We start from the raw sequence: 23,311 nt of genomic DNA on the forward strand, positions 1-23,311 counted from the left end.
GAACGCGCCAGCATGTGCTTGGCCAGGGTGGGACCTCGCAGGGGGCAAGGCGCTCCGCTGCCGGAGGCGTTTGTGGTTGGAGTTCCGGGTGGCCAGGTCCCGGCCTTGGCCACCCGGATGGCCCCGGGCTAAAAATCGAACAGTTCTCCGAGGATGGATTTCTTTTTATGGTAGCTGTGCCCCTGCTTGTGCTTGTAGTGGCTGTCGTGCTGGCCGCCATGCCCGCCGAACTGGGGCGGCACTGGCTGCTGCTGGTAGTGGGAGGGCTGATACTGTGGCGGCACTGGCGCAGCATGCTGGACAGGGGCAGAGGGCTGCGAAGCCGCAGACCTCTCGATGATCTTGTCGAGTTCGCCGCGGTCAAGCCACACGCCCCGGCACTGGGGACAATAGTCAATCTCGATGCCGCTGCGTTCCGTCATGACCAGGGATATGTTGCATTGCGGGCAATTCATGAATACCTCCGTGTCTTTCGCGTGTTTCGGTAAAGCCTGTTTGACTGGGTACTGACCCTTTAGTCTTTTCAATCCAGGCTGGCTGCGCCGTTTCTAGTCCTCTTCCCCCTTCTCCTTCGCCGGGCTGCCAGGCACCCAGCCTCGGAAGGCGTCCTCCGCCACGGCTTGTGGCGGGAGTGTGCGCGTACGGTGCAGCGAGAGCGCCACAGACCCGCCAAGGATGCCCAGAGTCAACAGCAGCGCCCACTCCGTGGGGATGACCGGCCCGAAGTAGCCGTTGACGACCATCTTGAGCCCCACCACCACAAGCACGATGGACAGGCCGTACTTTAGGTAGTGGAATCTGTGGATGATGCCCGTGAGGGCGAAGAACAACGCGCGCAGGCCCAGGATGGCGAAGACATTGGACGTGTAAACCAGGAACGGGTCCTTGGTTATGGCGAAGATGGCTGGGATGGAATCCAGCGCGAAGACCAAGTCCGAGAACTCCACCAGCACCAGCACGATGAGGAGCGGAGTGATGAAGCGCACGCTGTTCTGGCGCACCATGAAGCGCTCGCCCACATAGTCCGCCGTGACGCGGAAGTGCTTGCGCATGAATTTGGTCACGCGGTTGCCGGAAAGGTCGGGCTCGTCGTTGATGGTCATGAGCATCTTGACGCCGGTGACGATGAGAAAGGCGCCGAAGACGTAGATGACCCAGTGGAAGGCGGTGAGAATGGCCGAGCCCGCCAGGATGAGCGCCGCACGCATGGCAAGGGCGCCCAGCACACCCCAAAACAGCACCGTGTGCTGCGACTGTTTCGGTACCTGGAAATGCGTGAAAATGAGCACGAACACGAAGATATTGTCGATGCTCAGGCTTTTTTCGATGAGGTAGCCGGTGAGGAACTCAAATCCCGCTTGGCGACCCTCGAAATGGAAGATGACGCCGGAGAAGCACAGGGCCAGCACGAAATAGCCCAGGCTAAGCCACAGGGATTCCTTGACGCTGATCTCGCGGTGCCTGCGGTGCAGCACGCCAAGGTCGAAGGCCAGGAAGACAAGAACCAGGAGATTGAAGCCCACCCAGTGCCACCATGTCGTCATGCGCTGCTCCTTGCACAAGAAAGGATTTCTGCGGCTGTGGCCATGTGCCAGGCGTGCTGGGGGCGCTCCAGTCTTTCGGCGTCAAACGCAGGCACCGTTCTGGGCTGGCGAGGGGAGTTCACAACCCGGCTCCCTCTGCGTCCGCTTCATCCAGATGCTCCACCCATTCGCACCAAACCGCCCAGGCGATGGCCAGGACGATGGGCCCGGTGAGCAGCCCCACCAGGCCAAAGGCGATGGTGCCACCCAACACGCCGAACAGCACCAGCAAAAAGGGAATCGTTCCGGCGCTGCTGATGAACAAGGGGCGCAGGAAATTGTCCAGCTGGCTCACCACCGCCGCACCCCAGATCCAGATGCCGATGGCCGCCCCAAGTTCGCCCTGGAACAACAGCCAAGCCCCGGCGCCGCCCCAGGCCAGGGGGGTGGCAAAGGGGATTAGGGCCACCAGTGCGGTGAGCGCGCCAAGCGTCACCGGTGAGCCGAGCCCGGCAACCCAGTACCCCAGCCCGGCAACTATGCCCTGTGCCAGCGCGGTGAGCAGGATGCCGTAGACCACGGCGCGCGTGGTGCCGCCTGCGGCGGAAAGATATCCGTTTGCCCGGGGTCCGATGAAGCGGACCAGGACGTGGCGCAGTTCGTCGACAATGCGCGGGCCGTTGCGGTAGAAAAAGAACACAATAACCAGCGTAAGCACCAGCTTGACAACATTTCGCCCCACTCCTCCGGCCAGCCCCGCCATGGCCCCGGCATGGGCGCCGAGCCAGGCTTGAAAGGTCTCCGTCATCCCTTGGGGATCGGACAAGAGCAGCGCCCGCTGCTCGTTCAGCCATTCGCCGAGCCAGGGGGCGCTGCGCACAGATTCCGGCAGCTCCGGTGGGGCGTGCAGGAAGGCGAGCACCGCAGGGTAGAGGCGGCCCAGCTCCTGCTGCCCGAGCCAGAGCAGCCACAGCAGGGGCGCGCAAAGGATAAAAGTCACCATAGCTGTGGCCAGGCTGGCGGCCAGGGTTTCGCGTCCGCCGCAGCGCTTCCGCAGCCAGGGCATCATGGGCCAGGAGACGTAGGCCAGCACCCCGGCCCAGGCCAGCGGAGCCAGAAAGGGCGCCAGGATCAGTGCGACCAGCAAGACCAGGCTGGCCAAAGCCAGGAACGGTGCCAGACGGCGACTGAAGGAAGAATCGTATGTCATATGAGCCACCCCATGAGATGTTCTCTGTGAACTCGGCCTCACGGGGCGGCCCACAGACGCTAATCCTGCTGAATACCGGCAATGCGCCAGGTCTGGCCAGCGCCCAGCCCGCTGGTCATGTGCCAGACCTCTCTGAACGCCTCGGCGGGGGCGCCCGCCTCCTCGCGGATCTGGCCCGAGAAGCGCACGCTGGCGAGCATCCGGCCCGCCTCCGTGCTGACGTCAAGCAACTCGGCGTTTAACTGCACAACGTCTGTCTGCTGGGTCTGCCGGTTTCTTTCCTGATACTGCATTTGGACCTCGGCCGCCAGTTCCGGGCTGCAGAAAAGACGGATGTCCTCCATGTCGCCGCGGTCGTTGGCGGCCTGCAAGCGGATGAAGTTAAGCTTGGACTGGCGCAGGAAGCCCTCCACGTCGAAATCGGGCGGAACATTGGCCGCAGAGGCGGTTCCAGGCGCTGCCGCGCCCATGCCGCCAAAGGTGTTCGGCGGGAAGTTCCCCTGCTGCGGCTGATGCGGCATGCCGCCCATAGACCCGGCATATTGCATGGCCGGCTGCATTCCCCTGGCTGGCTGACGCCTGCGCATCAGCCAGCGCACCGCGAACACCACGCCCGCCACCACCGCCAGGATGAGCAGCATGTTGCCCATGCCCGCGCCCATGCCGAAGTGCGAGAACAGCGCGGCGATGCCGAGGCCTGCGGCGATGCCTGCCAGCGGCCCCATCCAGCGGCTCATGCCTGACTGCGGCGCGGCTGCCCCCGGTGCGGCAGTTTGCGCTGGCCCGGCGGCGGGCTTGGAAGTGATGCCCTGGCGGTTCATGACGCCGGAGTCCCGGCTGAAGCCCGTGGATCTGCCCCCGCCCAAGCGTTTGGCCTCGGCGTCCTGAACCAGCGCGCCAAAGCCCATCATCACGGCGAGCAAGGCGATTGCAATGAGTTTCATGGCTCTCTCCTGTATTGTTATTCTACGTTGAATGGCCCATGGCCGTCATGCGTCCAGCGCCCGCAAGATCGCGACGCCCAGGAGGACAAGGGCCACGATGGCCCAGCCCAGGCGGTCGATATGGCGATGGAGCTTCTCCTCCATGCGCTTCCCGCCCCAGGCCATCAGGCCCGCCACGAGAAAAAAGCGCGCACCCCGACCGATGAACGAGGCCAGGATAAACGGCAGAAAGGCCATGGAAAGCGCGCCCGCCGCAATGGTGAAAACCTTGTACGGTATGGGCGAGAACCCGGCGATGAACACCGCCCAGAAGCCCCAGCGGCCGAAAAGCTCCACCGCCAGCAGGTAGGACGGCCAGTACCGGCTCGCCAAAAGCCAGGGCTGCAGGGCGTCCATGGCGAACAGCCCGATGGCGTAGCCGAAAGCGCCGCCCGCCACGGAGGTCAACGTCGTCAACAGGGCCAACCGCCACGCCTTCTCCGGTGCGGCAAGGCTCATGGGCGCGAGCATGACGTCGGGCGGGATCGGAAAGAACGAGGACTCGGTGAAGCTGAGCGCGCCCAGAAACCAGGGCGCTCGCGGATGCCGCGACCAGGCCAGCGCCCTGCGGTAAAGCGGAGAGAAAATCTTCATGCCTTCTGGCCTCCGTTCCGCATGTTTGCCGAGCCCATCATCCCCGGTCCGCCTGAAGCGCGGCGATGCGCTCATCCAGCGGCGGGTGGGTCATGAACAGGCGCTTCCAGCCCTGGCCGCCTCCGCCTGAAATGCCGAAGGCGGCCATGTTGTCCGGCAGGGCCTCGCCCCGGCCCGCCTTGAGGCGTTCAAGGGCGCGTATCATGGCCTGTCGCCCCGCCAGCGAAGCCCCGCCCGCATCGGCGCGAAACTCGCGCCTGCGCGAGAACCACATCACCACCATGGAGGCCACCACCCCGAGCACCAGCTCGGCCACGATCATGGTGACGTAGAAGGCCGGGCCGTGGCCACGCTCGGTCTTGAACACCATCTTGTCCACCAGCGAGCCCACGACCCGCGACAGGAACATGACGAAGGTGTTCACCACGCCCTGGATCAGGGCCAGGGTCACCATGTCGCCGTTGGCTATGTGGGCCACCTCGTGCCCGAGCACGGCCTCGGCCTCTTCGCGGGTCATCTGCTGCAAGAGGCCGGTGGACACGGCCACCAGGGAATTGTTCCGGCTCATGCCGGTGGCGAAGGCGTTGGCGTCCGGGGCGTGAAACACGCCAACCTCGGGCATGCCGATGCCCGCCTGGGCCGCCTGCCTGCGGACGGTGTCCACCAGCCAGAACTCCGCCGAGTTCGAGGGGGTCTCAATGACCACCACGCCCATGCTGCGCTTGGCCATCCACTTGGACAGGGCCAGGGACAGGAAGGAACCGCCAAAGCCCATCACCGCCGCAAAGATGAGCAGCGACGAGAGATTGAGGCCGTTGGCGTTCAGGTATGGCTCCACCCCGAGCAGGCGCAGGCTCACCGACAACACCAGCATGATGCCCAGGTTGGTCAGAAGAAAGAGCAGTACGCGTTTCATCCCTTGGTCTCCCTTGCTAGTTCTCGCCTTGTGGCTGCCAGGCGCATGCGGGCAAGGCCCTTGTGGACAAGTTCCGCGCCGACGCCTTCGCATCAGGCTCTTCGTCCATGATGGGGGCATGCTACTGCCACCCCAAACCATAGACAAGTCGGATGTTACGATATAAATAATCGGAAAACACGATGTGTCCACCGGGCTGCGGACCCCGGCGGCGTGGGACAGGAGAAATGCCGTGCAGACTTTGAACTACCATCATTTAAGGTATTTCTGGGCGGTGGCCAAGGCCGGTGGCATCGCCCGCGCGGCCCAGCAGCTGCACGTCACGCCGCATACCATCAGCGGCCAGCTCGGCGAGTTCCAGGAGGCCCTGGGCGTCGAACTGTTCCGTCGCGCCGGGCGCGGCCTGGAGCTGACGGACGCCGGGCGGCGCATTCTGGGCTACGCCGAAGACATCTTCGCCATGGGCGACGAGTTGCTGGAGGCCCTGGGGGACGACACGGCCAAGAGGATCCTGCCTTTCCGGGTCGGCATCGCCGACAGTGTGTCCAAGTCCGTGGCCTACCAGCTGGTGGAGCCCGCGTTGCGGCTCCAGGCGCCGCTGCGGCTGGTGTGCAGGGAAGGCAGGCTGACGAGCCTGTTGGCCGAACTGGCAATACACCGCCTCGACATGATCATTGCCGACAGGCCCATGCCTGCGAACCTGAATGTGCGCGGCTACAGCCACCTGCTGGGCGAGAGCGGGCTGACGGTGTTCGGCGCTGGCGCTCTGGTCCAGGGCTTGGCAGGAGCATTCCCGGCCAGCATCGACAACACCCCGTTCCTTCTTCCAGGGGAGGACGTGGCCATCCGCCACAAGCTCATCCAGTGGATGGAGGCAAAGGGGCTGCGCCTGCGCATCGTGGGGGAGTTCGACGACAGCGCCCTGGTGAAGTCCTTCGGCCAGGCCGGGGCCGGGCTGTTCGTGGCGCCCACGGCCATCGCCGGGCACGTGTGCGAGCAATACAAGGTCGTGGAGGTCGGCCGTATCGACGCGGTGGTGGAGCAGGTATACGCCATCACCACCGAGCGGCGCATCACGCACCCCGCTGTGGTGGCCATCAGCAAGGCCGCCCGGCAGAACGTGTTCAAGGTTGCTGGCGCTCCGTCCCGGCGGAGGGGAGCGGAAAAGGATTTCTGACACTTTCAGCAGACCTGCCAAGATGGGCGGCAGCGGGGCTGACGGCCCTGGCGCCCCTGCTGGCGGCATCGCGACGGTTGTCTTTCCCCTGTCCCCCCGGTATCATCTAAGTGCCCCGATCCGGGAAGCGCCCTCACAACATACTGGAAACGCCATGTCTGCCAATGTGTACTGGGAAGTCGTCGTCATCCTGCTGCTGATTCTGCTGAACGGTTTCTTTTCCCTTGCCGAAATGTCCCTGGTGGCCGCCAAGAAGGTGCGGCTTTCCGCCGCCGCCAAGCAGGGCGACAAGCGCTCCGCCCTGGCCCTGTCGCTTCTGGAGGAGCCGGACCGGCTCTTTTCCACGGTCCAGATCGGCATCACCCTCATCGGCATCCTCACAGGCGCCTTCGGCGGGGCCACCCTTGGGGAGCAGCTCGGGCGCTGGCTGTCCGGACACGACGCCTTCAAGCCCTTCGCCGACGCTCTGGGTTTTGGCCTCGTCATCCTGGCTACAACCTACCTGACCCTGGTTTTTGGCGAGCTTATCCCCAAGAAGATGGCCTTTTCCGACCCGGAGCGCTTCGCCCGCCTGGCCTCGCCCTTCATGCTCCTGCTGCGCAAGGTGGCCCATCCCGCTGTTGCGGTCCTGAGTTCCTCCTCCCGTCTGGCGTCCAGGCTGATGGGTATGAACCAGGAGGCGCAGCAGATCACCGAGGAAGACATCAAGGGCTTCATCAACGAGGGCGTGCGCGCGGGATTTGTCCAGAGTTCGGAAAAAGACATGCTGGAGCGGGTCTTCCGCCTGGGCGACCGCCGGGTGTCGAGCCTCATGCGGCACCGCTCCAAGGTGGTCTGGCTTGACGTCAACGACTCCGACAAGGATATCCTGGCCCAAATGGCCGAGAGCCCCTATTCGCGCTACCCCGTGTGCGATGGCGACCTCCATGCCGTTCTTGGGGTGGTGAAGGCGCGCGAGTTCCTGGCGGCGCGGGTGGCTGACCCCGCAGCCAGGCTCGACAAGCATCTGCACGCGCCGGTGTTCATCCAGGACACGGCCCGAGCCACCGCTCTGCTGGAGGCGTTTCAGGGGCGCAGCCGGATGCGCTTCGCCATGGTGGTGGACGAGTACGGCGACATCATGGGCATCGCTACCTTGTACGACATCCTGGAGGCCCTTGTGGGCGACCTGCCGGACCACAAGGCCGGGGAGGAGCCGGAGGCAGTGAAGCGGGCCGACGGCTCCTGGCTTCTCGACGGACTCATCCCCATGGAGGACGCCTGCCAGGTCGCGGGCATCTGCAGGGACCAAGACACCTTGGAGCCTTATGAAACCCTGGCGGGCTTCATCCTGCACCACCTTCAGAGGATACCAGATGTTGGCGATGTCGTCGAAGGGGAAGGGTTCCGCTTCGAGATCGTGGACATGGACGGTCGGCGCATTGATCGCGTGCTGGTGACGAAGCAACCCGTAGGCCAGAGCCAAGGCTGAAAACGCCAAGAGCTGGCGAGCCGGGCCTGACGCGCAAACCTGAAAGGAGGCGTACGCATGGCCATCCTGCACGAAAGACCTTGGCACCAGATGTCCCCGGAGGACGTGGCGGTCCTGCTTGAGACCTCGTCCGATAAGGGGCTGGAACACGCCGAGGCAGAGGCCCGCCTGCGCCGCCTGGGGCCCAACAGCCTGCCCGCCCGGCGCCAGAAATCGGCCCTTAAGCGCTTTCTGCTCCAGTTCCACCAACCTCTGATCTACATCCTGCTGGCCTCAGGGGTGGTCACGGCCCTCTTGGGCGAGGCCGTGGACTCCAGCGTCATCTTCGGCGTGGTGCTGGTCAACGCCGTGCTCGGTTATTTGCAGGAGAGCAAGGCCGTATCGGCCCTGTCGGCCCTGTCCGCGACCATGACCAACGAGGCCACCCTGGTGCGCGGGGGCCTTTCGTCGCGCCAGGACGCCGCCGTGCTGGTTCCCGGCGACCTGGTCCTGCTCAACTCCGGCGACAAGGTGCCTGCCGACCTGCGCATTCTGCTGAGCCGGGAGCTGCGTATTGACGAGTCCATGCTCACAGGGGAGTCCTTGCCCGTCGAGAAATCTCCGGTTGCCGTGGCTCTGGAGACCTCCCTGGCCGAGCGCACGGGCATGGCCTACGCAGGCACCTTGGCGGCCTATGGACAGGCGCGCTGTATCGTCGTGGCCACAGGCCTGGACACGGAGTTGGGCCGCATCTCCGCGCTCATGGACTCAGCCGACGAGCTGCAAACGCCACTCACGCGCAAGATCAGCCGCTTCAGCCACATAATCCTGGCCGCAATCCTGGGCCTGGCGGCGCTGAACTTTGGACTGGGGTACTGGCGCGGCGCGCGCGCGGCGGACATGTTCATGGCCTCGGTGGCGCTGGCCGTGGGCGCCATTCCAGAGGGCCTGCCCGCGGCCGTCACCATCATCCTGGCCATCGGCGTGTCGCGCATGGCGAAGCGCCGGGCGGTCATCCGCCGCCTGCCTGCGGTGGAGACCCTGGGCAGCGTCACGGTGATCTGCACTGACAAGACCGGAACCCTGACCGAAAACCAGATGACCGTGCGTCGCCTGTGGGCCGGGGGGGCAGGGGCGGAAATCACTGGCACCGGCTACGCGCCCGCCGGAACGGTGGTGCCGGACGGGGGCCAGGGCCTGAACGCGGTCCAGCGCGAGTGCCTGCGGTCGGGCCTTTTGTGCAACGACGCCATCTTGCGCGCTCCGGAGCCGGGCGGGGTTTGGCGCGTGGAAGGCGACCCCTCGGAGGCTGCCCTTCTGGTCAGCGCGGAAAAGGCCGGGCTGGACCGCGCGGCGGAGCAGGCCGAGCGCCCGCGCCTGGACGGGCTGGCCTTCGAGTCCGAGCGGCAGTACATGGCCACCCTGCACCGCCAGGGCCAGGGAGCCGTGGCCTACGTCAAGGGCTCTGCGGAGCGCGTTCTGGAGCGCTGCGCGAGCACCCTTGGCCCGGACGGAAATCCTGCGGCCCTTGACGCCGGGGCCGTGCACCGCGAAATGGAGACCATGGCCGCCCAGGGCCTGCGCGTGCTTGCCTTCGCGCGGGGGGAGCACCCCCCAGGCAAAAACGGCCTGGACCATGCTGACATCGGAGGAGGGCTCGTCTTCCTGGGGCTCCAAGGCATGATCGACCCGCCCAGGGCCGAGGCGGTCAGCGCCGTGGCTGCCTGCCGCAAGGCGGGCATCATGGTCAAGATGATTACTGGCGACCATCTAGGGACAGCCGTGGCCATTGGCCGAATGATCGGCCTGGGCAGCGCCGAGTGCGTGCCCCAGGGCGTGTGCCTGGGCCTCACGGGCCGCCAGCTGGAGGCCCTGACGGACGCCGAGCTGGCCCAGACGGTGCGCGAGACTGCGGTGTTCGCGCGCGTTTCGCCGGAGCAAAAGCTCCGGCTGGTGCGGGCTCTGCAAGCATCGGGCGACATCGTGGCCATGACCGGGGACGGTGTCAACGACGCGCCTGCCCTCAAACAGGCCAACATCGGGGTGGCCATGGGCCTGGCCGGCAGCGACGCCGCCAAGGAGGCGGCAGACATGGTGCTGACGGACGACAACTTCGCCAGCATCGCAGACGCAGTGGAGGAGGGCCGCGGCGTGTTCGACAACCTCATTAATTTCATCGCCTGGACCCTGCCCACCAACATCGGCGAGGGCATGGTCATCCTCACGGCCTTCCTCTTCGGCATCACCCTGCCCATCCTTCCCGTGCAGATACTCTGGATCAACATGACCACCGCTGGCTGCCTGGGCCTCATGCTGGCCTTTGAGCCGCGCGAGCCCGACCTGATGGAGCGCCCCCCGCGCGACCCGGACCGGCCAATCCTCGACAGGGCCATCACCCGCCGAATCGTTCTGGTGGGCCTCTTGCTGCTCGTCTGCGCCTTCGGGCTCTTCGAACTGGAGCTCACACGCGGCGCCAGCGTCGAGCAGGCGCGCACCGTGGCCGTCAACGTCTTCGTGCTGGTGGAGATGGCCTATCTGTTCAACTCCCGCTCCTTGACCCGCTCGCCCTTCACCATGGGCCTGTTCTCCAACCCCTGGGTGAACAGCGGCGTGGCCTTCATGCTCGCCCTTCAGATGCTCTTGACCTATGCGCCCTTCATGAACACCCTCTTCTCCACAGCGCCTATCGGGCTGCGGGAGTGGGGCCTGATCCTGGCCTCGGCCCTGCTTGTGTTCTTGCTGGTGGAAACGGAGAAGAGGCTGCGACGCAAGGCCAATGCTTAAGGAACTTGGCAGCGCCCAGCGGCCCATACGGACCAGAGATTCGCTCCTGGCGTAACCTGAACAGGGGAAGTGTGCATGCCCTCCCAAAGCAGCGCGGAAGGTTCCGGAGCGGGCTGGAACTTTGATAACAGCTATGCCAGCTTGCCCGACGCCTTGTATGTTCGGATGGATCCCGTTCCGGTGCGAGCGCCGCGCCTGGTCTTGTTCAACAGAGAGCTCTGTGAGTCACTTGGCCTGGACGCCAGGACACTGGACACAGACGTCGGAGCCTCCATCTTTTCCGGCAACCTGCTCCCCAAAGGGGCCCAGCCCATGGCCCAGGCCTACGCCGGGCACCAGTTCGGGTCTTTCACCATGCTCGGCGACGGGCGGGCCATCCTGCTGGGCGAGCAGATAACACCCCAGGGCGAACGCTTTGACATCCAGCTCAAAGGCTCGGGCCAGACCCCTTTCTCTCGCCGTGGGGACGGGCGCGCGGCCTTGGGTCCCATGCTGCGTGAATACCTCATCAGCGAGGCCATGCACGGGCTTGGCATCCCCACGACCCGCAGCCTCGCAGTTGTGGCCACTGGGGAGATGGTGCAGCGCGAGACCACCCTGCCTGGGGCAATTCTGACTCGCGTGGCTGCCAGCCACATCCGCGTCGGCACCTTTGAATACCTCTCGGCCCGGGGTGACCACGAGGGGCTGCTGGCCCTGGCCGACCACGTCCTGGCCCGACATTTCCCCGCACTCAAGGACTACGCCCACCCGTACCTCGGACTCCTCCAAGCGGTCATGCAGCGGCAGGCCTCACTGGTTGCCAAGTGGCTGCAGGTGGGCTTCATTCACGGGGTCATGAACACCGACAACATGTCGCTGTGCGGGGAAACCATCGATTATGGCCCCTGCGCCTTCATGGACGCCTATGATCCGGACACGGTATTCAGCTCCATCGACCAGGGCGGGCGCTACGCCTATGGCAACCAGCCGCAGATGGCCCAGTGGAACTTGGCGCGCTTTGGCGAAGCGCTTCTGCCGCTGCTGCACGAGGACCCGCGCAAGGCCATTGAGCTGGCGCAGGAGGCCATCCAGGCCTTTCCGGTGTTGTTCCGCAGTGCCTGGCTCGACGGGATGCGGGCCAAGCTGGGGCTGTTCACGCGGGAGCCTGAGGACCTCTCTCTGGTCAAGGAACTGCTGGCGGCCATGCAGGAGGGCCAGGCGGACTACACCAACACCTTGCGCGCCCTTGCCTCGCCCGCAGTGGCGCAGGCCCCAGAGTTTCAGGCCCAGGGCTTGGCGGAATGGCTAAACCGCTGGCAGGTTCGTCTGACGCGTCAGCCGGAATCTCTGGACATGGGCCGCAGCCTGATACGCGCGCAGAGCCCTGCGCTCATTCCACGCAACCACCTCGTGGAGGAGGTGCTGGAAGCGGCCACAAGGCACGGCGACTATGCTCCGCTGGAGCGTCTGCTTACTGTCTTGTCCAGGCCATATGAGGAACGGCCGGAAGACGCCCCCTACCGCCAGCCCCCCGGCCCGTCAGTGCAGCCCTACCAGACCTTCTGTGGCACCTGAGGGGCCGCTTGCGACGTGCGATGCGTAGGGCTCGGGCTTGGACGATTTGAGCAGCGGCCAGGACCTTGGGATGATCCGCAAGGCAAATGCTCCTGGGGCTCATATCCGCCACAGGGGGGGAGGCATTACAGGTGGACCTGTCGCCTGAGGAGCGCCAGCGTCAGCGTTCCCTGGTGGTAGCCCTGGTCGGCGTCAACTGACACTTTGGCCGAGGAACCCTGTGCTCCGCCATCGCCTATTTGGCAGGTACGGCCCCAGGATGATCATCAAGAACTGCTACGAGCCGCACTCCGAGGAGACGGCGAAGGCGGCCGAGCTGCTGCCGAAGCTCGGGATGGTGAGAGAAGCATCATTGCGGTTGGTATAACCGGTGCAGGTGGCGTGAAATGTAGTGCAATGATTTTTGCGGCAACGAAAAAGGGCTTGCGAAGCGATTCGCAAGCCCTTGATCTTTCTGGTGGAGCTGGAGGGAATTGAACCCACGGCCTCTTGAATGCCATTCAAGCGCTCTCCCAACTGAGCTACAGCCCCACGGCGTTGGGAAGGCATTACTATCCGCTGGTGACAGGCTGTGTCAAGAAATATGCTGGCAAGAATTACGATAGTGAAACCCTGAGCTTGCAGCCTGGGCCATGAGCGGGTAATCTTTGGCAGTGGCGCCCTGGCGCCTGGAAGCCCCCCTCCGCTTAGACTGAAGCGTTCTGAAGGATTTGGAGCATTCACATGACCATGATCATCAAGTCGCACGTGAGCGAAGGGCTCTTCTATGTGGAGATTCCGGAGGCCAAGCTGTTCATCCTGTGCGGATGTCCGGCGGACAGCGTCAAGCACCTGCTCAAGCGCGGTTTCATCCGCACGGTGGAGGAGAACGGCGCCACCTTCGAAATCGGCCCCAACGCCATCCTGCTCTCGGATGTTCCCATCCAGAACGGCCGTTTCTCCAACCTCTCCGAATTCCCGGTGCTCCAGATGTTCTACCGCCAGGGCATGCTGATCCCCGGGCACCCGAAGAACACCGGCGAACGGTCCCTGCTCATCGGCTCAAGCAAGCAGGTCGCGGCGCAGCTGGAGTACATCTACCGGGGCAACTATGGCCTGATCTCCGAAGAGGAACTGCGCGAGGCAGGCCTCGGCGACGAGCAGGCCCGTGAACTGATGCGCCTCAAGCTCAAGTTCGCCTTCGGCAACATCCGGGGCATGGATGATCTCCTGGGCCAGGTGCTCGTGGAGACCGAGCCGGTGGAGATCAAGAACGGGGCCTTGATCCGCAGGCTCCGGCTCAACGTGTTCGAAATCAGCTACGCCGGGGAGAGCGTGCAGGTGGACCTGAACCTCGCGCCCGGAGCAGAGTACCAGCCCACCTACCCCCTGGGCCATCACCTCATCAAGCGCGAATACTTCAGCGTCGTCTACTCCGGGGAGGGAGACGGCTGGGACATCAACCGCCCGTCCATGGGGGGCATGGTCATCTTCCAAGGCAAGGTCTTCCTGGTGGACGCAGGCCCGAACATCTTCCACAGCCTCAAGGCACTGGGCATCGGCGTCAACGAGATCGAGGGGATCTTCCACACCCACGCCCACGACGACCACTTCTGCGGCCTCACGGTCCTGATGCGGGCCGACCATCGCATCAAGTACTACGCCACGCCCGAAGTCCGCGCGTCCGTGCTCAAGAAGCTTGCGGCCCTGCTCATCCGCGACGAGGAGGAGATCGCGCACTACTTCGAGTACAACGACCTGAAGCTCGGCCAGTGGAACGACATCGAGTCCCTGGAGGTCATGCCGGTGTTCTCGCCGCATCCGGTGGAGTGCACGGTGATGGTGTTCCGCACCCAGGACAGCGGCGGCTACAAGACCTACGCCCACTTCGCGGACATCGTGAGCCTTTCCGTGCTGGAGCGCATGGTCACGGAGGAACCCTCCAAGCCGGGCCTCACTCGGGAGCTTTTCGACACCGTGCGCGCCAGCTACCTCGCGCCCGCGGACATCAAGAAGCTCGACATCGGGGGCGGCATGATTCACGGCGACGCCGAAGACTTCGTGGCGGACCGCTCCGGCAAGATCGTGCTCGCGCATACGGCGAACCCGCTCACCAACCGCCAGAAGGCCATCGGTTCGAGCGCGTCCTTCGGCCTCACCGACGTGCTCATCGCCGCGCACCAGGACTACGTGCGCGCCCAGGCCTTCCAACTCCTCAAGGCCTATTTCCCCGGCGTGCCCGAGCACCGGCTGCACCTGCTGCTGAACACCCCCCTTGTCTGTTTCAACCCGGAGTCCATCATCCTGAAGGCCGGGAGCCTCGCCGAGGACGTGCATCTCGTCCTGACGGGCCAGGTGGAGCGACTCAACGCCCACAGCGAGATCTCGAGCACGATCTCCGCGGGCGGCATGATCGGCGAGGGCACGGCGCTGGGCGGACAGCCTTCCCGGGCGACCTGCCGCGCGGCCAACCATGTGCAGGCCCTGCGCATCCCCCTCGGCGTCTACAGGCGGTTCATCAGGGACAACGGGCTGTCCGAAGAGCGCACCGCCCTCCAGGACGTTCACGAGTTCCTCTTCTCCACATCGCTGCTTGGCGGCGTGACCACCTACCCCATCCAGGCCCGCGTGGCCGCGGCCGCGACCCTGACCACGCTGGAGGCCGGGCGGCTCCTCGGCCCGGACTGCGGCCTCGCCGTGCATCTCGTCAAGTCCGGCCGGGTGGCCCTTGAAATGGACGGCGCAGTGGTGGAGGAAATCACAGTTGGCCAGTGCTTTGGCGAAAGTTCCGTCCTGGTGGGCATGCCGTGCTTCATCAGCGCCCATGCCCTGACCGACGTGGAACTCTATCAAATCCCGAGCGATGTCCTGGCGGATATCCCCATCGTGCGCTGGATGCTTCTTGAGTTGTTCGAACGTCGCCTGGAGCGCTGCCTGGCGCTGGAGACAAGCGAAGGACAACGGTTCGGCTGGCGCGAGGCGTATGCCATCCAGGTGCCGGAGATGGATATCCAGCACCAGAAGTTCTTCCAACTCGCCCAGGATTTCCACAAGGCCTCGAGAGCGGACCGAGACCGGGACACCTTGATTGGCATCCTGGCCGACTTCGCGCAACACGCGGCCAGACATTTCGAGGATGAGGAGAAGCTCATGGAGGCTGCAGGGTATCCCGGGCTGGCGGGCCAGCGCGCGAAGCACCGGAAGCTCCTGTCAGGCGTGGCGGAATTCCAGGCTGCCTTCGCCAGCGGAGACCCGCGCAGACGCGGTGATTTCGGGGCCTTTCTCGTGAACTGGATAACGGACCACATCCTGACGGAAGACAGGCGCTACGGCCCCTTCCTGAACAAGTCCGGGTTATCCGGCCGATAGCCTCCGCCGACGCTGTCCCGCCCCTATCGCCGGGGTGGATATGAAACACCTAGGTCACCGTTGGAAGTCATCGCGCCCGTGGTGTGCAAGACGCCGATGCAGGTGGCCGCATCGCCTCTCCGGCTATTGTCCCTCGGGAACTGGCAGGAGCACCGCCACTACCGTCTCGTTGTCCTCGTCCGAGGTGCTCATACGGATGTCCCCGCCCTGAGCCTTGACCATGAGCCTGGCTGAGTAGGTGCCAAGGCCTGTGCCGCGCTCCTCGCCACACACACTTCAAGCAATTGCGCCAGATCCACTCCATTGTGCGCCGCAAGAAGTCTTTCTCAGACACGCCCCGGTTTGGGACCGTACCCCAATCAACATCATGACGGACAGACACTCCTGGCCCTACCTTCACAAGGCCCTGGCTCTTGCGCCAACCAGGCAAATTGCCTAATATAATAGTCGTACAAACCCTGGCGTAGGTCTTTAGCCATCGACGGGACCTGCGGGCACTTCCAACCATGCCGATGGATCTGCGAGGACGCGCCATGACGGACACCTCCACACAGCCCACCAGCCCTCTCCACCTGCGCGGCGTCAATCTCGGCGGCTGGCTGGTGCTCGAAAAGTGGATGGCCCCGAGCCTGTTTGAAGGCTTGGCCGCAACAGACGAAACCACTTGGTGCGCGGAGCTTGGTCCGCTGGCATCCGAGAGGTTGCGCGCCCACTGGGACACCTTCATCACGCGGGAGGACTTCGCCTGGCTGGCCGGGGTCGGCATCAATGCCGTGCGCATTCCTGTCGGGCACTGGATCTTCGGCCCGCCCTACCCTTACCACCCCAAGTACGGCGCCAATCCGCACCTCTTTGTCGAGGGCGGCCTGGACGTGCTGGACCGAGCGTTCGCATGGGCCTCGGAGTTCGGCCTGCGCGTGCTGCTTGACCTGCACGCCGCGCCCGGCTGCCAGAACGGCTTCGACAACGGCGGCATCATGGACGTGGTGGAATGGCACACCAAGGAAGAATATCTCGCCCATTCCGTGCTGGTGCTGGGGCGCCTTGCCGAGCGCTACGGGCCGCAGCCCGCGCTCTACGGCATCGAGGTGCTGAACGAGCCGCGCTGGGACGTGCCCACCGACCTGCTTCAAGGCTACTACCTGCGGGCCTACGATGCCATCCGCGCCCATTGCCCGCAGGAGCGCGTTGCCGTCGTGTTCCACGACGGGTTCCGCTCGCACCGCGAGTACCTGGGCTTCATGCAGCCGCCGCAACACCAGAACGTGCTGTTCGACATCCACCGCTACCAGTGCTTCAGCCGGGAGGACCTGGACATGGACATCCACGGCCACCTGCGCAAGGCAGGGGTCGAGTGGGGGCAGGAGGCCCAAGATATCGGGCGCGAGCTCAAGCTGCCCACCATCGTGGGCGAGTGGAGCCTGGGACTGAACCTGGAGGTTGTGTCGCTCTGGGCCGAGGGGCCGTACGACTACGCGCTGACCAACATGGGCGAATTTCAGCGCAACGCCGCATACCGCGCCTACGGAGCCGCGCAGCTGCTGACCTATGAACAGTATCGGGGCTGGTTCTTCTGGAGCTACCGCACAGAAACCACGCCGGAATGGTGCTTCCGCGAATGTGTCGAGAGGGGCTGGCTGCCGTCCCGGTTTTAGTGGAAACCGTTTGACTCGCGCCGCACGCCGAACAGGATCTTTGTTTCGGCGATGCGGTTCAGGGTCAGGGTGCGGGTGTGCAGTTCCTTCAGGCCGGGATGAAAGCTGATGTTCAGCAGGGAGGTGTTCGGCAGCTCGCGGCAGAGCATCTCGAAGATGTGCTGCTCGCCTTCAGGATCAAAGGCGTCGGTGGCTTCCTCCATGAAGACCCAGGCCGGCTGCTGGAGCACGACGCGCGCAAAGCCGAGCTGCTGCTGGGCGCGCGGCGGCAATGCCTGCTCCCAGTTGTCCTCTTCGTCCAGGCGCTGGGCCAGCCGCTCCAGGCCCACGCATTCCAGCGCGTGCAGGAGGGCCGCGTCGTCAAAGGTGTCGGGAGGGAGCGGATATGATACCGCCGCGCGCAGGGTGCCCTCCGGCAGGAAACAGTGCTGGGCGATGAAGAGCATCTCCCCGTCGCCCGGCAGCCTGACACGCCCGCTGCCCCAGGGCCAAAGGCCGCCAATCACCTTGAACAGGCTCCCTGTCACCGCCGGATCGCCCGCGATGAGCACCTTTTCCCCGCGGGGAATGTCGACGCTCAAATTCTCGATCAGAATGCGCCCCGAAGGCTCGGCGATGCAAAGGTCCTCGATGACCAGCCGGGGCAGTTCCGATTGCTCCAAAATGATCTTCTTGCGATCCGCCACCTGCCCGTTTGCATCCAGTTGCTGCATGTCCTCGTAGAGTGAAAGGACGCGATCAGCCGAAGCGCGGCAGCGGGCGATCTCGCCTATGCTGTCCACTGGCCAGGACAGCGAGGAGGTCAACTGTTGGAACGCCTGCGCGGATTGCATGAGCGCGCCGAGCGACATGGCGCCGAGAATGTACTGCGGCGCGGCGATCAGGATCGGCAGCACCGGCAAGAGTCCGCCGTACACAGTGCCGAAGGAGATCAGGCCCATGTAGGCCAGCGACTGCCTGTTCCAGTCGTGGATGACCTGGCGGAACCGCAGCGTCGACCCGGCGCGTTCCCGGGGTTCGCCGCGCAAGAGCGCGATGGACTCGGTGTGCTCACGCGCGCGTGACAGGCCGAAGCGGAAGGTGGCCTCGGCGGTCTGCAAGGCGTTTGTGGTCTTCACCAGCGGTCGGCCGAACACCCAGCCAAACGCGCTGCCCAGGGTCGCGTACAGGAAGGCCAGCGGGACCATGTAGCCGGGAATGTGGAGCGAGGTGCCGGGCACGTCGATGGAGCCCGAGATGGACCAGAGGATGTCGATGAACAGGCCCAAGGTCAGCAGGCTGAAGGTCAGCGAGTGCCCCAGGCCGATGGCGCTTTCCGTGGCGATGCGGATGTCTTCGGCGATGCGCTGGTCGGGGTTGTCGTGCTCGCCCTCGGCAAAGAGAAGCCGGTAGTGGCGGGCCTCGCCCATCCAACTGCCGACCAACTGCTCGGTCAGCCAGGCGCGCCAGTCGATCTGCAGCCAGCGTTTGACCATCAGGTGCGCTGCGGTCACCACCAGCGAGGAGGCCAGGATCACGGCGAACACCGCGACCTGAATAAGCACTCCGCGCACGGAGTGCTGCTCGAGGGCGTCGTACAGCGCCCTGTTCCAGTAGTTTCCCCAAACGCTTAAAGCCACCTGGGCCATGGTAAGCAGCAAAAGCAGCAGGGTTGCGCCGCGCACTTTCACGCGCCGTTCGCAATGCCAGTACGGCCCGGCAAGGCGAAGCACCTGCCCGACAAAACGTTTTTTCCGGCCGGGCTTGCTGACAGGCAGAGCCGCCATGGGCGCATCTGACGAGGAATCAGGCATAGGAGTAAGGACGAAGGGTGCTTCTGCGGAAGAATGCTGCGGAGAATCGGGCTTCCACGGAATGTTGGGGGGCTCTTTGCAACATGGTTCATTCTACTTCAACTGAGGCGGCAAGTAAAGAAGGCAACCCCATACGGTTGACGCGGAGCCAAGATGCGGTCCGACAGCTTCATGAGCCGCTGCAGGTTCTTGAGCAGCTTCTTGCACTGCTTCAGAAACTCCGCGTAGTGCTTGACGGCCTCAGGATCGGCAAAGGCTCCCTGTTCCAGCAGCGCCACTGCCCTGGGCGGCCTGGCCGATCACTTCGGCAGGAAGAGGATGTTCATTCGAGATGGTCCTGTTCGCGCTTTGCCTCGCAGCGCTGGCCCTGAGCCAGGGTGTGGCCTGGATGCTGCTGTCGCTCTTCGGCGTGGGCGTGGCCCTTGGCTGCGACTACCCGACGGCGCACATGATCATCTCCGAAAACATCCCGAGCAGGAACCGCGGAAGGATGGTGCTGTCCGCCTTCGGCTTCCTGGCGCTGGGGGCCTTGGCCGGCACGGCGGCGGGCTACCGCATCATGTTTGAAAACCCTGAGCTCTCGGCCTGGCGCGACATGTACGCGACGGCCATCGTCCCGGCGGTGCTCGTGACCCTCGGCCGCTTCACCATACCCGACAGCGGCCTCTGGCTCGTCTCGCGCGGGCGCATCAGGGAGTCCGAACGCGAGACCATGCGACTCTTGCAACGCACCCGCCCTACCCCAGCTGGATCACGCTGGCCGTCCCGGCCGCCGTGGCGGCCCAGGCCGAACCATGCCCGGCGCCGAGGCCAGGCGCCTACTCGAGCCTCTTTGCGCCGAAGCACCGCCGCGCCACCATCCTGGCCTCCGTCCCCTGGTTCACCCAGGACATGGGAACCTACGGCATCGGCATCTTCACCCCAACCATCCTGGCCGCCGTCATCGGGGCAAGCGCCGTGACGGACACGAACGCCGCGAGGAACGTCGCAGACCTCACCCACAACAACAGGCTGGCCACCAAGGGCGCGGCCTTCCTCGACCTGCTGCTCGTCTTCGGCATGGGCATGGCCATCCTCCTGGTCGACAAGATCGGGCGCATCCGCATGCAGGTGTTCGGATTTTTGGGGTGCGCCGCAGGGCTGGCCACGGTCGCAGCGTCTCTTGACGCCGTGGGCCAGAGCAAGACCCTGCTGCTCTTTTCCGGCTTCATGATCTTCAACTTCATGAACAATCTCGGCCCATACTCCATGACCTACCTCCCAGCTCGGAGCGGTGGTCACCTGGGTGTTCCGCATCGAGACCAGGGGCGTCAACCTGGAGCGCCTTGGCGAGGAATAGCCCCGAGCCAGCTGCCGCAGACAATGCAGCGGACGGCAAAAGGCCCCTTCCGGCGATTTCGCACCGAAAGAGGCCCCTGTTGTGTCGGTTCCCCCGAGGGCTGCCCCCGGGTTGCCGCGATGGTTCTTCCGTCTAGCCCTCGACGCGGCGCACGCTGACGAAGTGCTCCTGCATGGAGATGCCGCCGCCGGCCTTGTCGTAGCAGTCCAAGCCGCCGGGCATGAGGTCGTTGTCAGAGACGCCACGGCCCTTGGCGCGGCTCTCCACCGGCAGGGTGTGGCCGAAACCGTGGACCATGAACACCGCTTCGGGGTGGATGAACTCCGTGACGAAGGCGCGCAGCTGGCCGCCCTCGCCCCTGCTCGAAGTCACCTCCACCATGTCCATGTGCTCGATGCCGAGGTCCTTGGCGCGGGCCTTGTTCAGCCAGAGCACGTTCTCGGGCATGAGCTCGAACAGCAGCGGGTTGTTCACCGTGTGGCCCTGGGTGTGCAGCCCGCAACGGCCGAAGGTGACGCGGAACTTGTCCTTGGGCGTCTTCTCGGGCGCGGTGTAAGGCGGCAGGGACGGCAGGTTGACCTTGTCGAGCTTTTCGGCCAGCAGCTCAATCTTTCCCGAGGCGGTCTTGAAGGACACGGGCTTGTAGGTGGGCTTGTCAGCCAGCTCCACAAACCCCTTGGCCGCGAAATCCTCCACGCTGACGCCGGTGCCTTCCAACTGCTTGGCCCAAAGCTCCTCCGGCTTGTCCACCGCCAGGGGCTCCATGCCAAGGCGCTTGGCCAGCCCGGCGATGATCTCCCAGTCGGCCTTGGTGTCGAAACGGGGCTCCACGACGCGCTTGCGCAGGAAGAACTGGGGCTTCAGGCCGCCCTTGCTGGCCACAAGGCTTTCGCGCTCGAGGTAGGTGCTCATGGGCAGCACCACGTCCGCATTCCAGGCCGTGTCGGACCAGGTGAAGGTGATGGCCACGAAAAGCTCCAGCTTCTCCCACATCTTTTTCACGGCTTCCGGGTCGGGGAAGCCCATGAGCGGGTCGTGCCGGTGGGCGATGTAGGCGCGGATGGGATATGGCTTGTCCGTGACGATGGCATCATAGGAGAGGTTCACCAGGCCCGGACCGGCGTCGAAGTGGGTGCGGCCCTCGGCCCAGCCAGCGCCGTCGACGCGCTTCTTTTCCGGCTTGGGAAAGAGCTCCACCAGCTGCTTCAGGCCCTTGCGGCCCACGTCGCCGGCCTTGCAGGACAGCGGCAGGCCGCCCTTGGCCCCGATGGCGCCCATGAGGGAGTTGATGATGTAGGCCGTGCGGCAGACGTGGAAGCTGTCGCCGTAGCGCGCCACCATCCAACCCGGATGCCAGATGACAGACGGAGCGGCCTTGGCGAACTGGCGCACGAACTCGCGGATGGCGTCGGCCTTGGCCCCGGTTTCCTTCTCGGCGAACTCCGGGGTGTAGGGCTCGATGAATTCCTTCAGCAGGTCGAAGTCCTTGACCCATTCCTTCACGAACTTGCGGTTGTACAGCTTCTCTTTGATGATGACGTTGATCACCGCAAGGTTGAAGGCGTAGTCCGTGCCGGGGCGAATGAGGAAGAAGTTGTCGGCCTTGGCGCCGGGAATGTTGGCGCGGATGTCGATGACCGTGAGCTTGCACCCGGCGTCGCGCGCGTCGAGCAGGTCGTTGACCTCCTTGACGTTGATGCCTTCCAGGATGTTTCTGGTCTGGAGCACCACGTGCCGGGCGTTCTTCAGGTCGTAGACCAGCTCCTTGCGTCCGCAGCCGAAGATGGACAGGGCCGCGTGCTGCACGTTGCGGGCGCAGGAGGTGTCGTGGTTGCAGTAGTTGGGCGAGCCGAAGCCGCGCACAAAAGCCTTGGACAAGTCCATGTACGGGCCGCCACGGTCGGACCACAGAAGCGCTTCCGGCCCGTATTTGGCCTTGATGTCCTTCAGCTTGTCGGCCACGTAATCGAAGGCCTCGTCCCAGGTGGCGACGCGCCATTTGCCTTCGCCCCGCGCACCCGCGCGGATCAGCGGCGTCTGCGGACGCTCGTCGTCGTAAAGCAGCGCCGGGCCTGCCGCGCCGCGCGCGCACAGGGATCCCTTGACTCCGGGGGCGTGGGGGTTGCCAAAAACGCTGACCACGCGTCCATCTTCCACGTCGGCGGCGATGGGACACCGGACGCTGCACATGCCGCACACGCTGAAGACTTGTTTCCTATCCATAACGACCTCCTAGAGAAAATCGTAATACACAAAATTTGCACATACCCCCCTTTACAATAATTCATCGAAAATGGCTAGTGGCTGTGCGCTAAAGCAACAATATCTCAGAGCATACAGCAAAATTTTCATATCTAATTGTTTCGGTAGACAATTCTGGTTCATGAGAAAAAAAGAACGAGCGATGCCGCCCTATTGACAGCAGGCCTTGCTTTGTGGTTTATACTTGACATAGGATTATACCGCCAAGGGGTATGTGCGGCCGGGCAATCCCGTGCCAGACTAAAGCCAGGAGACGAGCATGAGCCTTTACCGCATCGCGCTGAACCCCAACCGTTGCATCGGCTGCAAGGCCTGCTTGGTGCACTGCACTGTCAAAAACAAGCTGCCTGCTGGCATCTCGTTGAACCGCATCAAGGCCCTTGGGCCTTTCAGCGGACCTGAAGGCAGCCCGCGGATGGAGTTCGTCTACCAGAACTGCCTGCAGTGCGACGAACCGTTCTGCGTCAAGGTGTGCCCGTCCGGTGCTCTGGTGAAGCGCCCCGAGGACGGCTTGATAACCCTGGACATGGAAACCTGCATCGGCTGCCACCGTTGCGAAAAGGCCTGCCCCTGGGATGTTCCTGTATTTCTTGAAAGCACCGGCAAGACCACCAAGTGCGATTTCTGCCTTGATCGCCTGGAGAGGGGACTTGATCCGGCCTGCGTCACCGGCTGCACGGCCAAGGCCCTGACCTTCGTGCGTCCGGCCAAATAGCACAG

At 64.4% G+C, this 23,311-nt stretch carries 17 protein-coding genes, 1 tRNA gene and 1 pseudogene; 9 read left to right on the forward strand and 10 right to left on the reverse strand.

Annotated elements, in window-relative coordinates; translation table 11 throughout:
• Window positions 1-128: 128 nt before the first annotated feature.
• The 6 genes from RDU24_RS06445 to htpX all read right to left on the reverse strand — a co-directional run bounded on the left by RDU24_RS06445 (window position 129) and on the right by htpX (window position 5,226).
• Window positions 129-455: a TFIIB-type zinc ribbon-containing protein gene (locus RDU24_RS06445; RefSeq protein WP_308734927.1), complete on the reverse strand. Its 327-nt coding sequence runs from the start codon at window positions 453-455 to the stop codon at window positions 129-131.
• 93 nt (window positions 456-548) lie between these two features.
• Window positions 549-1,544, reverse strand: coding sequence for a TerC family protein (locus RDU24_RS06450; RefSeq protein WP_308734928.1), 996 nt, complete (start codon window positions 1,542-1,544; stop codon window positions 549-551).
• Window positions 1,545-1,662: 118 nt separating this feature from the next.
• The gene (locus RDU24_RS06455) at window positions 1,663-2,733 is read right to left on the reverse strand and encodes an AI-2E family transporter (RefSeq protein ID WP_308734929.1); all 1,071 of its coding nucleotides are present in this window, start codon (window positions 2,731-2,733) and stop codon (window positions 1,663-1,665) included.
• A gap of 59 nt (window positions 2,734-2,792) precedes the next feature.
• Window positions 2,793-3,677 carry a Tim44 domain-containing protein gene (locus RDU24_RS06460; RefSeq protein WP_308734930.1) on the reverse strand — a complete coding sequence of 295 codons (885 nt, stop codon included), beginning with the start codon at window positions 3,675-3,677 and terminating at the stop codon, window positions 2,793-2,795.
• A 45-nt stretch (window positions 3,678-3,722) separates the two neighbouring features.
• On the reverse strand, window positions 3,723-4,310 hold the full coding sequence (locus RDU24_RS06465) for a YqaA family protein (protein WP_308734931.1): 588 nt from the start codon (window positions 4,308-4,310) through the stop codon (window positions 3,723-3,725).
• Window positions 4,311-4,347: 37 nt separating this feature from the next.
• Window positions 4,348-5,226 carry a protease HtpX gene (gene htpX / locus RDU24_RS06470; protein ID WP_308734932.1) on the reverse strand — a complete coding sequence of 293 codons (879 nt, stop codon included), beginning with the start codon at window positions 5,224-5,226 and terminating at the stop codon, window positions 4,348-4,350.
• 232 nt (window positions 5,227-5,458) lie between these two features.
• On the opposite strand from htpX, the gene nhaR reads away from it, so the two are divergent.
• The 4 genes from nhaR (at window position 5,459) to RDU24_RS06490 (ending at window position 12,194) form a co-directional block, all read left to right on the forward strand.
• Entirely contained in the window at window positions 5,459-6,403 is a 945-nt protein-coding gene (gene nhaR / locus RDU24_RS06475) for a transcriptional activator NhaR (protein WP_308734933.1), read from the forward strand.
• 154 nt (window positions 6,404-6,557) lie between these two features.
• Window positions 6,558-7,874, forward strand: a complete 1,317-nt coding sequence (locus RDU24_RS06480; protein WP_308734934.1) for a hemolysin family protein — start codon at window positions 6,558-6,560, stop codon at window positions 7,872-7,874.
• Window positions 7,875-7,931: 57 nt separating this feature from the next.
• A complete protein-coding gene (locus tag RDU24_RS06485; protein ID WP_308734935.1) occupies window positions 7,932-10,637 on the forward strand; it encodes a cation-transporting P-type ATPase in 2,706 nt (901 codons plus the stop codon).
• 75 nt (window positions 10,638-10,712) lie between these two features.
• Entirely contained in the window at window positions 10,713-12,194 is a 1,482-nt protein-coding gene (locus RDU24_RS06490) for a protein adenylyltransferase SelO (protein ID WP_308734936.1), read from the forward strand.
• Between the two features lie 455 nt (window positions 12,195-12,649).
• On the opposite strand, the gene RDU24_RS06495 is transcribed toward RDU24_RS06490, so the two are convergent.
• Window positions 12,650-12,725 (reverse strand) — tRNA-Ala (locus RDU24_RS06495).
• Between the two features lie 192 nt (window positions 12,726-12,917).
• Between RDU24_RS06495 and RDU24_RS06500 the strand changes: the two genes are divergently transcribed.
• Both RDU24_RS06500 and RDU24_RS06505 read left to right on the forward strand, forming a co-directional pair.
• On the forward strand, window positions 12,918-15,542 hold the full coding sequence (locus RDU24_RS06500; RefSeq protein WP_308734937.1) for a bacteriohemerythrin: 2,625 nt from the start codon (window positions 12,918-12,920) through the stop codon (window positions 15,540-15,542).
• Window positions 15,543-16,075: 533 nt separating this feature from the next.
• Window positions 16,076-17,197: a glycoside hydrolase family 5 protein gene (locus RDU24_RS06505; protein ID WP_308734938.1), complete on the forward strand. Its 1,122-nt coding sequence runs from the start codon at window positions 16,076-16,078 to the stop codon at window positions 17,195-17,197.
• Here RDU24_RS06505 and RDU24_RS06510 read toward each other — a convergent pair.
• The gene (locus RDU24_RS06510) at window positions 17,194-18,963 is read right to left on the reverse strand and encodes an ABC transporter ATP-binding protein/permease (protein WP_308734939.1); all 1,770 of its coding nucleotides are present in this window, start codon (window positions 18,961-18,963) and stop codon (window positions 17,194-17,196) included. The two genes, RDU24_RS06505 and RDU24_RS06510, sit on opposite strands and share 4 nt — an antisense overlap.
• Before the next feature lie 125 nt (window positions 18,964-19,088).
• On the reverse strand, window positions 19,089-19,268 hold the full coding sequence (locus tag RDU24_RS06515; protein ID WP_308734940.1) for a hypothetical protein: 180 nt from the start codon (window positions 19,266-19,268) through the stop codon (window positions 19,089-19,091).
• A gap of 53 nt (window positions 19,269-19,321) precedes the next feature.
• Between RDU24_RS06515 and RDU24_RS15955 the strand changes: the two are divergent.
• Both RDU24_RS15955 and RDU24_RS06520 read left to right on the forward strand, forming a co-directional pair.
• Window positions 19,322-19,696 (forward strand): annotated as a pseudogene (locus RDU24_RS15955) (MFS transporter); the annotation flags it as partial.
• A 68-nt stretch (window positions 19,697-19,764) separates the two neighbouring features.
• Window positions 19,765-20,487 carry a hypothetical protein gene (locus tag RDU24_RS06520; RefSeq protein ID WP_308734941.1) on the forward strand — a complete coding sequence of 241 codons (723 nt, stop codon included), beginning with the start codon at window positions 19,765-19,767 and terminating at the stop codon, window positions 20,485-20,487.
• Here RDU24_RS06520 and RDU24_RS06525 read toward each other — a convergent pair.
• Window positions 20,462-22,552, reverse strand: coding sequence for a molybdopterin-dependent oxidoreductase (locus tag RDU24_RS06525; RefSeq protein ID WP_308734942.1), 2,091 nt, complete (start codon window positions 22,550-22,552; stop codon window positions 20,462-20,464). The genes RDU24_RS06520 and RDU24_RS06525 overlap by 26 nt on opposite strands.
• Window positions 22,553-22,850: 298 nt before the next feature.
• Between RDU24_RS06525 and RDU24_RS06530 the strand changes: the two genes are divergently transcribed.
• Window positions 22,851-23,306 (forward strand): 4Fe-4S dicluster domain-containing protein, encoded by a 456-nt coding sequence (locus RDU24_RS06530; RefSeq protein WP_308734943.1) that lies wholly within the window; start codon window positions 22,851-22,853, stop codon window positions 23,304-23,306.
• The last annotated feature ends 5 nt before the right edge of the window (window positions 23,307-23,311 follow it).

Origin of the sequence: Humidesulfovibrio sp. (genome assembly GCF_031082295.1) — a bacterium.
Taxonomy (GTDB): Bacteria; Desulfobacterota; Desulfovibrionia; order Desulfovibrionales; family Desulfovibrionaceae; genus Humidesulfovibrio.

Excerpts from the sequence above, each read along its gene's own strand:
- RDU24_RS06445 (WP_308734927.1), bottom strand. The coding sequence starts at position 455 with ATGAATTGCCCGCAATGCAACATATCCCTGGTCATGACGGAACGCAGC.
- RDU24_RS06450 (WP_308734928.1), bottom strand. The coding sequence starts at position 1,544 with ATGACGACATGGTGGCACTGGGTGGGCTTCAATCTCCTGGTTCTTGTC.
- RDU24_RS06455 (WP_308734929.1), bottom strand. The coding sequence starts at position 2,733 with ATGACATACGATTCTTCCTTCAGTCGCCGTCTGGCACCGTTCCTGGCT.
- RDU24_RS06460 (WP_308734930.1), bottom strand. The coding sequence starts at position 3,677 with ATGAAACTCATTGCAATCGCCTTGCTCGCCGTGATGATGGGCTTTGGC.
- RDU24_RS06465 (WP_308734931.1), bottom strand. The coding sequence starts at position 4,310 with ATGAAGATTTTCTCTCCGCTTTACCGCAGGGCGCTGGCCTGGTCGCGG.
- htpX (WP_308734932.1), bottom strand. The coding sequence starts at position 5,226 with ATGAAACGCGTACTGCTCTTTCTTCTGACCAACCTGGGCATCATGCTG.
- RDU24_RS06480 (WP_308734934.1), top strand. The coding sequence starts at position 6,558 with ATGTCTGCCAATGTGTACTGGGAAGTCGTCGTCATCCTGCTGCTGATT.
- RDU24_RS06485 (WP_308734935.1), top strand. The coding sequence starts at position 7,932 with ATGGCCATCCTGCACGAAAGACCTTGGCACCAGATGTCCCCGGAGGAC.
- RDU24_RS06490 (WP_308734936.1), top strand. The coding sequence starts at position 10,713 with ATGCCCTCCCAAAGCAGCGCGGAAGGTTCCGGAGCGGGCTGGAACTTT.
- RDU24_RS06500 (WP_308734937.1), top strand. The coding sequence starts at position 12,918 with ATGACCATGATCATCAAGTCGCACGTGAGCGAAGGGCTCTTCTATGTG.
- RDU24_RS06505 (WP_308734938.1), top strand. The coding sequence starts at position 16,076 with ATGACGGACACCTCCACACAGCCCACCAGCCCTCTCCACCTGCGCGGC.
- RDU24_RS06510 (WP_308734939.1), bottom strand. The coding sequence starts at position 18,963 with ATGGCGGCTCTGCCTGTCAGCAAGCCCGGCCGGAAAAAACGTTTTGTC.
- RDU24_RS06525 (WP_308734942.1), bottom strand. The coding sequence starts at position 22,552 with ATGGATAGGAAACAAGTCTTCAGCGTGTGCGGCATGTGCAGCGTCCGG.
- RDU24_RS06530 (WP_308734943.1), top strand. The coding sequence starts at position 22,851 with ATGAGCCTTTACCGCATCGCGCTGAACCCCAACCGTTGCATCGGCTGC.